8 protein-coding genes are annotated in these 13,552 nt (G+C 35.7%); 6 read left to right on the forward strand and 2 right to left on the reverse strand.

From position 1 onward, the window contains the following. Nucleotide 1 precedes the first annotated feature (1 nt). Complete coding sequence (locus tag R3X26_RS12005; protein ID WP_317717562.1) at nucleotides 2-1,240, reverse strand: ParA family protein; 1,239 nt, start codon at nucleotides 1,238-1,240, stop codon at nucleotides 2-4. A 2,165-nt stretch (nucleotides 1,241-3,405) separates the two neighbouring features. On the opposite strand from R3X26_RS12005, the gene R3X26_RS12010 reads away from it, so the two are divergent. Then, nucleotides 3,406-5,268 carry a hypothetical protein gene (locus tag R3X26_RS12010; protein ID WP_317717563.1) on the forward strand — a complete coding sequence of 621 codons (1,863 nt, stop codon included), beginning with the start codon at nucleotides 3,406-3,408 and terminating at the stop codon, nucleotides 5,266-5,268. A 451-nt stretch (nucleotides 5,269-5,719) separates the two neighbouring features. Here R3X26_RS12010 and R3X26_RS12015 read toward each other — a convergent pair whose 3' ends face one another. Beyond that, the gene (locus tag R3X26_RS12015; RefSeq protein ID WP_317717564.1) at nucleotides 5,720-7,018 is read right to left on the reverse strand and encodes an anaerobic sulfatase maturase; all 1,299 of its coding nucleotides are present in this window, start codon (nucleotides 7,016-7,018) and stop codon (nucleotides 5,720-5,722) included. A gap of 276 nt (nucleotides 7,019-7,294) precedes the next feature. On the opposite strand from R3X26_RS12015, the gene R3X26_RS12020 reads away from it, so the two are divergent. The 5 genes from R3X26_RS12020 to R3X26_RS12040 all read left to right on the forward strand — a co-directional run bounded on the left by R3X26_RS12020 (nucleotide 7,295) and on the right by R3X26_RS12040 (nucleotide 13,431). Further along, nucleotides 7,295-8,842, forward strand: a complete 1,548-nt coding sequence (locus tag R3X26_RS12020; protein ID WP_317717565.1) for a PTS transporter subunit EIIC — start codon at nucleotides 7,295-7,297, stop codon at nucleotides 8,840-8,842. Nucleotides 8,843-8,908: 66 nt separating this feature from the next. Beyond that, the gene (locus R3X26_RS12025; RefSeq protein WP_317717566.1) at nucleotides 8,909-10,669 is read left to right on the forward strand and encodes a sulfatase; all 1,761 of its coding nucleotides are present in this window, start codon (nucleotides 8,909-8,911) and stop codon (nucleotides 10,667-10,669) included. Between the two features lie 20 nt (nucleotides 10,670-10,689). After that, nucleotides 10,690-11,535: a hypothetical protein gene (locus R3X26_RS12030; RefSeq protein WP_317717567.1), complete on the forward strand. Its 846-nt coding sequence runs from the start codon at nucleotides 10,690-10,692 to the stop codon at nucleotides 11,533-11,535. Between the two features lie 55 nt (nucleotides 11,536-11,590). Next, nucleotides 11,591-12,460, forward strand: coding sequence for a MurR/RpiR family transcriptional regulator (locus R3X26_RS12035; protein ID WP_317717568.1), 870 nt, complete (start codon nucleotides 11,591-11,593; stop codon nucleotides 12,458-12,460). A gap of 752 nt (nucleotides 12,461-13,212) precedes the next feature. Further along, complete coding sequence (locus R3X26_RS12040) at nucleotides 13,213-13,431, forward strand: hypothetical protein (RefSeq protein ID WP_317717569.1); 219 nt, start codon at nucleotides 13,213-13,215, stop codon at nucleotides 13,429-13,431. Nucleotides 13,432-13,552: the final 121 nt, after the last annotated feature.

Consider the following 13,552-nt stretch of genomic DNA (forward strand, 5'->3'; position numbering starts at 1 on the left):
CTTACTTAGCCGCTATAGTGATAATTTCGTTTTTAAATAATTCATAAAATGCAGTAACTGAGCTTTGGGCCAAATCCAATTGATGACTGGTACAAATTTCTTCAGATTTCAGTACATCAAAAATTGTTCTACCAATTTCCGCTGTAGCTGTGAATGCGTCACTATGTGCTATCTGTGCAATAAAGAAATCCGAGCGGACTGTTCTTAATAATTTTTGAATCGTTTTGTATTCGGGCTTACTATTTTTACTATAGTTAACCGCAACCATTTTTAACCATTCGATGTTATTACCTTTGGATGGCAAAGATTCTAGGCGTTTTGCTAAAGAGATCATGAAGTTTGTTGTAGATGCATAATCATAATAACGAGGAGTTATCGGTACAAGTATACAATCAGCCGCTTCAGTAGCAGACCAAGTAATAGGGCTGTCTTGTGGAGGAAGATCAAAATAAATAAAGTCATATTGTTCTTTTAACAATGGAATAATTGTATTTTTTAACTTAGTTAACAACTCCGTTTGTTTGCCTTCATCCAATGACCAATATAAATCTGTGAACCTATCGTCAGTAGGGAATGCGGTAATTACAGATAAATTATCTAGATGCGTCGAAAATGCTGTATTTTTTACAATATCTTCAAAAGAATTACCAGCATCTAGAAACTGTGAAACCTCTCCGTCTGGCTCATACTCATTCAATAATAAATCACACATGGTCAGATATACATCATTTTCTCCAGTACGAATAACCCCTGTACCAGCAGAGCCTTGGGGATCCAAATCAACCAATAAAACATTAGCATTCAATTGTAAATCTAAAGCGGTAGCATTAGCGAGGACAACCGCTGTGCTTGTTTTACCAGTGCCTCCTTTATGATTTTGAACTTCTATAACCTTGGAGTCATGATTTTCACTATATTTTTCTATTCCCCAATAATTCATAAGTGCATGAACTTGTGAATTAGTAAAAAGGTGTGCTCTATTTTGATAAATAGGTTCAGAGATAACACCATCTTCTATAGCTTGCTCTAATTTTTTATTAAATGTAGCTTTTGCTCCACCAAGAAGGCTTCTTAGCTGAGTCTTATTTAAACAATGATTATAGATAAGACGATCAACACCATCCACGAGCTCTTCATCTGATACACGAATCGAATGTTCTTCTAACAAAGTTTCTTGAAGTGTTAGTTGCTCTTTTTGCATCTTCAATCCGATATTGCGGATGTTTTCGCTCATGGTCATATTTTTATCTCCAAATATAATAATACTTAGAGTTTACACAAAAAAATAGTCTCATCAACAACAATTAAACCATTATAAGGATTAAATCCTATAAATTGGTTCAAATTAATTTAATAGGTACGTTCTGAACTGCTCGTCTACTACACTTGGAAACACCCCCCTTGTTTTATTAGTAAATAAACTAACCAATAATTAAGTAAATTAAGTGTGAAAAACGCTGAAACTAAAATGATAAATAGATCTCATTTACTAAATTAAGTCTGAAAAGCGCTCAAACAACCTTTCATCCCAGTTAATAACTAAATTCTACCTGAAAAGCGCTCAAATAATCGGTCATCCCAGTGAACTAAATTCTATCTGAAAAGCGCTCAAATAATCGGTCATCCCAGTGAACTAAATTCTATCTGAAAAGCGCTCAAACAATCGCTCACCCCAGTTAATAACTAAATTCTACCTGAAAAGCGCTCAAACAACCGTTCATCCTATTAATAACTAAATTCTACCTGAAAAGCGCTCAAACAACCGTTCATCCTATTAATAACTAAATTCTACCTGAAAAGCGCTCAAATAATCGATCACCCCAGTTAATAACTAAATTCTACCTGAAAAGCGCTCAAATAATCGATCATCTCAGTGAACTAAATTCTACCTAAAAAGCGCTCAAGTAATCGGTTGCCTCAGTGAACTAAATTCTACCTAAAAAGCGCTCAAGTAATCGGTTGCCTCAGTGAACTAAATTCTACCTAAAAAGCGCTCAAGTAATCGGTTGCCTCAGTGAACTAAATTCTGCCTGAAAAGCGCTGAAGTAATAGATTGCCTCAGAGAACCAAATTCAATCTTAATAACGCTCTAAGAATAAATAATCTCAGTGAACCAAATTAAGCCTTAAAAACGCTGTAACAATAGGTAGTCTCTGTAAAAAATTAACCTTGAAGAACAACGAACATAAAAAACCACTCTATGTCTTAAATTGGAATTCGACTTATTTCGACTCTTATTACCCTAAAAACTATCGATGTTGCCTTAATTAATACTCACTAATAAGCAGAGTAAACGAAATATAATCACTGTTCTTTAACCAACGAAATTTCACTACAAATCTAATAAAGTGCTTTCGGACAATTTTTTATTTCTTCTTCAACTTTATACACGAATGAAATTAAACTATTATAAAACAATATATTAGATTAAATTCACGTCATTTAACAATCGTGAAAAGTTCTATTATGGATCGTAAAAGTAACTTACCATTACTTTAAGTAGGGGAGTATAATCATCCTAGGATTATCCAATATCTAAGTTGTGGATCGTAAAAGTAACTTACCATTGCTTTTAAGCAGGAGAGCACAACCATCCTAGTATTATCCAATATCTAAGTTGTGGATCGTAAAAGTAACTTACCATTGCTTTTGAGCAGGAGAGCACAATCATCCTAGGATTATCCAATATCTAAGTCGTGGATCGTAAAAGTAACTTACCATTGCTTTTAAGCAGGAGAGCACAATCATCCTAGGATTATCCAATATCTAAGTCGTGGATCGTAAAAGTAACTTACCATTGCTTTTGAGCAGGAGAGCACAATCATCCTAGGATTATCCAATATCTAAGTCGTGGATCGTAGAAGTGTTTAAACACCAAATTTATCAGAGAAGGATAACCATACGAGTACGATCCAATATCTAAATCATGGATCGTAGCTACTGAAAACATTAACTAAGTAATTATATATATTAAAATGACAAATCAGAACAAGACTCATAGTTAGTCATATAATTCCTAAGAATCATAAACATAAGGTGTGTGATAGATCACAATTTTCAATTTATTAACCTGTTGATAAAAAAATGATCTCAGTAGTGGATCGTAGGTAATTAACACGTGGATCGTATACATTGATGATCATTCTTCCATGACTAACTTGATCATGCTTACCGGAATTAAAACGTGGATCGTAAAAGCAAATACAAAATAAACTTAAAATACAAATAGTTACCTTGTGATTTCTAAGAGATTAAAAACCATATCATTTAGATCATAGATCAACAAAACATAAACAAAAAAGTGTTTTCTTCATAAATATAATGAAAAAGCAATTGTGGATCTAAATTGCCATTTACAAAAAAAATGTTAAAGTACGCTAAGGTATGGTTATATTGAAAATGTAAATGATTAATAGCACATGTATTTTAGTAGACTCTTTAGCACTATCAGCGTTGCAGTCACTATTAGAAACTGAAAAAAGTAAATCTAAAATTACAGTTTATAACACAATAATAATGTTAAATAAGACTGAAAAATATACTTACATCTCAGTTAATGACGTTATTTCTATTTGCGATCTTGGAAGAAGTTCCGTCGCAGCTACTTTTACATACCTTAGTAGATTAGAATCAACAGAAAGCTGTAGAGCTATAGAAAGAACAGAAGCAACTCCAAGAGCTAAACTGATTTATTTCATAAAAGATTTAGAAGATACAAAACAAAAAGAAAACGAACTAATATCTAAAAAATCGCCTAGCGGAAAAAATTTGCGTGTAGAGTCGTTTAATAATCATATCCCACATCCTATTATAGAAGATGGAGATTTACCCTCAACAAGGGCTGCTCTTCCTTATACTAATCGCTTTTCTAACTTAACAAGTCCTGGAAATACCATTAAAAATGAGTTAACAAGTATTGAGTATACTGATAATGGCGAAGCGTATACTAATAAAGCAAGAAGTCCAATCGGATTGATAAATGACTTTGATTTAAAAGTATTAGAACATTTATTTACGTTAAGTCATTTCCAAATTTTATCTGATATTAATCATTATTCAGAACATTCTCAGTCCAGTGTTCGCTTTATGATAAGAATGATCGATATTTTAAAATTAGGTAAGTATGGACAAGATGCAAGAGTTGAAATTAGTGAATCAATAGATAGAATATTACATACTATTTATTCTTTTAAAAATAATGATTTTTTGGGGCATATAGATGCTGTAACTACTGAGCACTTTAGTTTTTTAACTTATGTTAAAGGAATAAGTGCAAAGCAAGGAAGTATAGATGAAAGTCAGCATCCATATATGGCGGTTTCAGTAAAATGGGACAGTGAAATTGTTTCATATATGACAAAATATAAAAAACATTTTGTTATCGGTGAAAAAGCGAGCATTATATCCCCATTATTAAATAGAGTATATCTAAAATTAAGATTGCTATATTTTTCTAAAAATAATGATTTTAATCAAAAGTTTAAAAATCTTGTTTTTAAAAATCCAGAACTTACTTTGATAGAGCTTGTACGCTACGTTTGGAGTAATGCAGACGAAAATGAATTTAAGGTTTTAGTTAAGGACTTAATAGGTGAACTTAAACTTAAAAATAATCAACAAAATTTGAATTTCTTCAATTTAAATAATGGGTCAATTCAAGTTAGATTGGATTTATTAGGCTTTGTGATTGTGTTTGAAATACCTCATTACAACAACACTCGAAGTAAAGGAAATTTTTTTTCTAAAGTATATATCGTAGGTGATACTAAACATATCATAGAAGACTCTGGTGCAGTGTTTAATCCAAATAGTAATAACCAACCAATTCAAAAAAATGCTCTTGCAGAGTTATTTAATGATAAACCAGTTAAACATAGAGTAGTCCTACCGAATCATGTTAAAGAAATTGAAAACTCTATCCAATTTAAAAACTCTAGAAGTAGCTATTACTTGAAATTTTATATTCATGGTATCGGACAAGAATTTACGATTACGCAATATCACAGTGTTTTTGAATTGCAAAATATGTATGAAAATATAGCGAAGCTTATTGGAAAAAATGTAGATTCAGTGTCTTTATTTTTTGATTCTAAGAAGTCTAAATTAAAATTTTTTAATCACCTTACAATCGATGAATTTAATGAAGCTTTAGAAGTAACAGGATTACCAAAACACACTTTATTAGATATGTTAGCTAATAATCTACGTTCAATAAAACAAATGAAAGATACTGGTTGGTCGACAGTTGGTAAGCGGTTAGTTAAGTAGTGAAGCTCTAGCCCGCCTCATTGATTTTCACGTTCCATGGCATAAGATCCGACATATCACTACCTGGCTATACAATTTCGTTTTCCTGTTACGACATCATACTCAACTAAAAACCGCCGCTGTCCGCTGTTTCACCAGAAATTCTATTATTCTTTGCAATGATTGAATGTCTTGTTGCTCTATCATTTTTATTTCCTGTTAAGAAGGGCTTTGACTAGCCTGACGGGAAGTGACTTCTCACCGCCTTATCAGGCGATGCTTCTTATTTCGTTAGCCAATGCTCGATAGTATCGAGTCTTACGCCGCTTCCATAAGCAGAAACGACTGTCCAGCCGCTTTTAATTCCAGAATACCTTTGGCACGGATATTAAGAGCGGCATTTAGATCCCAATCAACGCGTTTGCTCCGTTGATATCCGATACAACGGGTGGGGCAGGTGAGCGCTTACATATTATTTACCACAACATTTTTTAAATTTTTTCCCACTATTACATGGGCAAGGCTCATTTCGCCCTTTTTTTCCTGTCTGCAAAGGTGTATCGATTATTAAATGCTGCATTAATGTAGATGCAGGATACCCAGCTACGAGTAATTTTTGCATTTTTTGCAAATAAGGATCAACGTGTTTGAAAAAATGTTTGTACCCCTTACACAAATAGTTATGTCCTATCTCTCCTGAAGGCGAGATAGCAAACCGATGCTTTGGGCATCCTCCGTAACAGGCGGCTAGGTATTCGCAATTACGACAATCTGTTGTCAATGATTCTGCTTTACTTAGACCGAAGGCAATGGCTGCGTTGCTGTTATTCATTTCAGTAATCGTCTTAATATGGATATTACCCAGTTTATGTTCCGGGTAAACAAAGTGATCGCAATTATAAAGATCTCCATTTGATTCTAGTGCAAATGCATGCCCACAAGTGGGAGATAAAACACATAAGCCTGCAGGTTGACCACACCATACATTGAGAGCGATATCAAACATCTGAACTGATATTTGGCCTATATCTCGTCTAACCCATACATCGAATATTTGATTTAAAAACTCTCCAAACTGCCAAGATGGTACTGACCATGGGGCTAAAGTGGCCATGCTTTCACCAGGCATTACTAACTTTAATGATGGAGGTTCTGGTGCGTTAGATATACGTTCGACTAAAGGAATAAATTGCATATGCCTTGAACCAATGGATATCAAAAACTGATAAACCTCTTTGGCATATTGTGCATTGTGTTGTCCTACAACAGTTAGAGTATTAAATTCGATGTTGTATTTTTTTAGAATATTAATTGCACCCATCACTTGTGAGTACGTGCCTTTGCCAGAGCGAGTTTTGCGATACTTATCATGTAAGTGTTGTGGGCCATCTATTGACAAACCAATAAGAAAATTATGCTTAGCTAAAAATGCCCCCCATTCGTCATTTAAAAGTATGCCGTTAGTTTGTAAGCTGTGATGAATGATCTTTCCATTTGCGTACTGTTTACAAAGCGCTACGGCTTTTTTGAAAAAAGAGATCCCCATTAATGTTGGTTCGCCTCCTTGCCAAGAAAAATCCACATGCTCGCCTGATTGTGCTGCAATATGCTGGATTATGTATGTCTCGAGGGTTTCATCTGACATTCTCCAATTATTATTTCTATCAGGGTAAAGGGCTTCTTTTTCTAAGTAAAAACAATAGGAACAATCAATATTGCAGACCGAACCCGTTGGCTTTACCATCACGTGGCATCCAGTTATTTTATCCATGTTGTTCATTCCTACAATACTTTTATTATTTATGTAATAAATTCAATGAACCCTACTAAAGTAGCGTGCGCTACTTTAGTAGGGTTTTTAGGGTTTTTATTTATACTCATTATAACAGTACATTTTTATTATATCCATGCTATTGCTTAATGTTATAATTGTTCTTTTAAGGCTAGTTTTGCTACCTACGTCAAATATAGTAATTATAAATGTAGCAATTGCTACATTTATAATTACTATATTACTCTATTAATAAGCAATATAAGGTGATACATCATGAAAAAAGAGCTTTTCTCCAAGGCACAAAATTTAGGCAAAGCATTTATGCTGCCTATTGCTGTCTTGCCAGCCGCTGGCTTACTATTGGGAATTGGAGGTGTGTTTTCCAATCCTATGACAATTCAAACATATCCTGTGCTTGATATTCCTTTTTTACAGGCAATGTTTATTTTATTACGAAGCGCAGGAGAGGCTGTATTTGCGAACTTAGCTTTGTTATTCGCAGTAGGTGTGGCTGTTGGTCTAGCCAAAAGTGATAGAGGTACTGCTGGATTAGCTGCAGTACTTTCTTTCTTAATCATGAACATCACAATAAAAGCGATGCTAATGATAAATGGAGACTTGGCAACTGAAAACCTTAAAGGGGTAGGACAGGCAATGGTGTTGGGTATACAAACCCTACAAACTGGTGTGTTGGGCGGAATATTGTCAGGTTTACTTACCGCAGTTCTCCACGGCCGTTATCACAAAATTGAGCTTCATTCTCTATTGGCATTTTTTAGTGGTTCACGTTTTGTTCCTATTGTTACTTCATTTGTTTCCATTTTTCTCGGTGTCTTCCTTTATTTTTTCTGGCCATATTTTCAATCAGGAATTTCCAGTTTAGGTATTTTAGTGGAATCGACAGGTTATGCCGGTAGCTTTTTCTTTGGTGTGACTCTAAAAACATTACTGCCATTAGGTTTGCATCACATTTTTTATATGCCCTTTTGGTTCACTAGCGTTGGTGGCGAAATGGTTATCAATGGGGAATTAGTGCAAGGAACTCAGAAAATCTTTTTTGCCCAATTGAGTGATCCTAACACTGTAAAATATTTTGAAGGTGTATCTCGGTTCATGTCAGGTCGCTTTGCAGACTTTATGTTTGGATTACCAGGCGCTGCTTTAGCTCTTTATCACTGTGCTAAACCAGAAAATCGAGTCAAAATCATGGGTATCCTTGTATCGGGTGCATTGACCGCATTTGTAACAGGTATTACAGAGCCTCTAGAGTTTATTTTCTTGTTTTCAGCCCCCCTTCTTTATGTTTTCCATGTTATCGGCGTTGGGCTTGCATTTATGCTTTGTCATATGTTTGAGGTGACAGTCGGTCAAACTTTCTCTGGTGGTGTTATTGATTTCATTTTATTTGGTGTTTTACAAGGTAACGCTAAAACGAACTATCTGATGCTGTTCCCTATTGGTGCATTCATGTTTTGTTACTACTACTTTACATTCAGGTTCCTAATTACTTGGAAAAATCTAAAAACACCAGGACGTGAAGATGATCAAATGGAAAATGACGTACGGACAATCGTTGAAGGTGATGAAAAATTAGAAGCTATTCTTCAGGCATTTGGAGGCAAAGAGAATATTTTAGACCTTGATTGCTGTGCAACTAGGCTAAGAGTTAACGTTGTTGATCCATCACTTGTACAAAAAGACGATTTTAAGCGCTGCGGAGCTATTGCTGCCATAGCAAATGGTCAAGGTATTCAAGTCGTTTTTGGCCCTCACGTTTCGGTTATAAAAAATCAATTAAACGAATATATGCAGAGTGCCTAATCTCAATTTGGCATATTCAGGGGGATATTCCCCCTGATAATTTAACTTTCATTTGACGGAGATTATATGAAAGCCGTTGTTCTAATGTTTGATACATTAACAAAACACCACATTTCTACTTATGGTGGAGATGCTATTACACCCAATTTTGAGCGTTTAGCTCAGCACAGTGTTAAGTTTAACAATTTTTATGTTGGTAGCATGCCTTGTATGCCAGCAAGAAGAGAAATACATACTGGAAGATATAATTTTTTACATCGAAGTTGGGGGCCTTTAGAGCCGTTTGATTTCTCCATGCCGGAGCATTTATCAAAAAATGCTATCCACACTCACTTAGTGACGGATCATAAACATTATTGGAGGGATGGAGGTGCAACTTATCACCCTCGGTACACCACGTTTGAGTTTATCCGGGGTCAAGAAGGAGATAGTTGGAAAGGGCACGTTGAGAAACCAAATGTCAATTATGATGGTAAAGAAGAGCAAGCCATCATTGCGCGTCGTGTCAAGCGGATGACTCAAGATGCTATTAACCGTACTTATATGAAGTCTGAAGCAGAACATACATTAACTCGAACAATAGAAAAAGGATTAGCATTTCTTGATACGAACCATGAGCAAGACGATTGGTTCTTGCAACTTGAGTGCTTTGATCCGCATGAACCTTTTTTTGTACCGGATAAGTACTTGAATATGTATGGTTGTTGCCAATCCGATTTTGACGGGTGGATGTATTATAACGCACATACAGACACACCAGAAAAACAAGTCCTCATTAGAAAATTTTACCAAGCATTGATCACTATGTGTGACGAGTATCTGGGCAAAGTACTTGATAGTTTTGATGAGCATAATTTATGGGAGAGTACTATGCTCATGGTTTGTACAGATCACGGCTTCTTGCTTGGAGAGCATGAGTGGTGGGGTAAAAACATCATGCCCGTTTACAATGAAATTGCAAACACACCGTTTTTTTTATGGGATCCTCGTTATTCGAAACAAGGTATAGAGAGTAACGCATTAGCTCAGACTATTGATATTCCAGCAACCTTACTTGATTATTTTAAGCTAGAAATTCCCAATGAGATGGAGGGGCGTTCCATTTCTCAAAGTCTATTGACTGGCTCAAATGTGCGGGATTATGCTTTATTCGGTTATTTTGGAGCACATATTAATATTACTGATGGCAAATATATCTATATGCGTGCACCTAGAGAACGTAAAAACACTCAAAACGAGTATACTTTAATGCCCACTCATATTGATAGCCGTTTTACTGTAGAGAACCTTGCTTTAGCAGAGCTCTGCGATGGCTTTAAATTCACACTCGGTGCTAAAGTGCTAAAAATTCCCAGCTCTATTAATTACACCAATGCATTCCGATTCGGTGACAAACTATTTGATCTAACGTCGGATCCAAAGCAAAAAAATCCAATATGTGATCATGACAAAGCACTGGAAATGTCGCATGCTATCAATATCGAGTTGGAAAAAAATGAAGCACCTTCGGAGTTATATTCAAGGTATGCATTAGAGTCGGTAAATTTGACTAATATCACTGAGGATTATATTTCTTTTAATAAGTATCAATCTAGCTTGTTTCGAAATGCAAATCTTTCCCACCATAGTGTTGCTGAAGGATTGGAGGTCGTTGTTAATATTAGCGATGATCGAACTGCTATGTTGAAAGAAGTAAATGATCAGATTAAAAACCTTGGCCGAGCAGTTAATCCTCAAGATGTATTCAATATAGCAAGGTCGTTGTATGTAGGGGAGCAATTGAAACGAGCGACTTATCAACTCAACATGGCGATGAGGTATTATTAATGAGGAGTCACCACGTTGGAATGCCAGAGTCTGTGTCCATAGTCGCTCATGGTTATAGTGCGCAGATAAAAATTAAAGGCGCGGAACTAGTCTCTTTCTATTGTTTGGACAACAATCAAAATTGGATGTGGAAAGGAGAGTCGTGGCCGAATTCTGCGCCTATTTTATTTCCAATTGTGGGTAATTTAGTTGATGGTATGTATCGATATAATGGAAAGCGTTATGCACTCAATCGGCATGGTTTTGCTCGTAATAAGTTATTTCATATTACAGAGCGTACTGAGGAAAAAGTGACTTTACAGCTTTGCTCCAGTAATGAAACACGGGAGCAGTATCCATTTGACTTTGTACTCGAGGTGACATTCTCGCTCCAACCAAGAGGGTTAGAGGTGTCTTATAAAATATCAAATTCAGGAAGAGAAGCGATGTGGTTTTCAATTGGCTCACATCCAGGACTTGAAATTGGACGTAATGCTGTGGTGAAATTTGAATTTGTATCGCAACCTTTTATAGGAAATAAAGGGTTTACGTCACTCACTGAACAGGCAAATATCTCAATTCTTGATAAGAAAATAGTACTTGAACAATGGGACTTTTCTAACGGCCCTCTTTACTTTACAGATTTGCCAGCTCAGAGTATTGTGCTTGAAGATCAAACGTTTGGGATGCGTGTTATCGAAATTGATGACTCTCCTTTTTTCGCGCTTTGGAAGCTGAAAGGTGAAAATTTTATTTGTTTGGAACCATGGCAAGGGATTACTTCTAGTGGAGAAGAAGAGAGTCTGCCCGAAAAACGAGGCATGATAAGGCTTGAAGCTGATAATCAATTCAACACATATTATAGGCTATTGACGACTGTTTCATAGATAAGGCTTGAACTCACTATTTGTAATCTATACATTGTTTAGCAAATTGCAACCAATGAATAATGGTACTACTGTGAGTTTACCTTCTATTACTCAACAGCTTAAATCAGCTCGTGGCAATATGACAAAGTCTGAGTTAAAGATCATGGACCAGTTTCTTCGTGATCCAACCTCAGTAATCAGCTCTTCAGCGCGTGAATTTTCTAAATTGGTTGGTGTAAGTGATGCATCAATTATTCGTTTTTCACAAAAGTATGGATTTACTGGTTATTTAGAAATGAAGGAGCGCTTAAATCAAGAGTTAATTCATTCCCCAGTGAATAAACCCCAAGCTATAAGCGCTGATATTTTTATAGAAGACACACTCGCTGACACAGTGGATAAAATATCTTCAATTATCAATCAGTCAATTGAAGATACAAAGAAACAACTATGTTTAGAGGATTTAGAGCGTTGCGTTAGTCGTATAGATAATGCTAATCGTGTTTTCTTTATAGGTATGGGTGGATCTGGTCTAACAGCTCAAGAAGCACAGTATAAATTTTCTCGCATTGGTGTTGACGCTACGGGATTTTACGAAAAACATGCCATGACTTATAAGATTCAATATACTAACACTCAAGACGTTCTGATTGCTGTATCTCATACAGGCACAAAAAGTGAAATTATTGATACTGCTAACACGGCAAAAGAAAATGGAGCTTTTTGCATAGCAATCACCAACAATCGACAATCAGAGCTTAGCCGTTTATGTGATCTTACGTTTGATAATTGTAGCCAAGGGGAGTTATACCAAGGTGACTCTATTGGTACTCGTGTGTCTCAGATGTTCGTTGTAGATATTATTTATACTGAGTTAGCTAAGCGGAGATTTGATAGTATCAAATTTGAAAAACTAATGATTAAGAACAAAATTAATCCTTGAGTATTAGTGGCAACGATAACAGTTATTTATAAATCGAAAATAATAGTGTAGAGCTATAGATCCACGAGTTGTCGATAAAGAATAAAAACAGAGGTTCTTCTCCTCCTACATGGGGTTGAAAGTACGATAAAATATCAGGTATAAATAGATTGGATTGTTTGCCTATCAATACGCAAAAAGTTGAAAATTAAGTGACTCAAAATGTAAATAACCTGAACTGCGGATAAAATTTGAACTAATTGCTCAAGTCGGAATTCTGATCGTTTGATGATAACCACAAATCGCAAGAACTTGGACATGTCTAATTTAGAATCGATTTACACTGATCTCGATGATTTCTGTCTATTCCTTATCCTCCAATAGGAAAATCACCTCGTTGAAATAGGATTAAAGCAGCGAAGACATTCCTGTGACTACTCACCGCCATCATCAGGCGAGGGTTTACGGCGAAAAAGCTAAAAAGCTTAGACAAACTGGTCTTGATGATGAGCAGAGTTTGGTTACAGAGGTATATCCGCATTTAACGTTCCTGAGAATAGAAATGTACGTCTACTTAATGTCAAAGAAAAGTTTGCTGACAAGGTACTCCAAACAGAACCATTACCGCCTTGTGTTATTAGACCAAACGGATTTTTTCTGACTTAGAAGTCTATTATAAAATGGCGAAACCTGGCAGAGCTTATGTATGTGGTAGTGGAAATACTTGATTAAACCCTATTCATGGTCGAGGTTTGGCCAATTTATGTATACTAGTGATTGATAAAAATGAGCGCGAAATTAGTGTCGGTGGACCAGAAGTCTTATCGATAGATCAGATTGCATCGCTTGCTTTTGATGTTCAAAAGCGAACGATTAAAGTGATATATTTATCAGATGTGTTGAGAAAAGCCATTTTATTTATTGCCGCTCGGGTTCCTGAGCGCTTTGGTGGTGCGGTTGAGTCTTTCTTAACCGTAGCGCAAAAGATATGATCGCGCCTGCATACGGAGACAGAACGTTACGCGAACGTTTTAGAGAATTATATTTTACAGGTCATTAAATTCTGATAAATATTCATATGAATGATTTAGCGTTTTTGCCGTAAAACTTCGC

This window comes from Vibrio sp. TH_r3 (assembly GCF_033101115.1).
GTDB lineage: Bacteria > Pseudomonadota > Gammaproteobacteria > Enterobacterales > Vibrionaceae > Vibrio.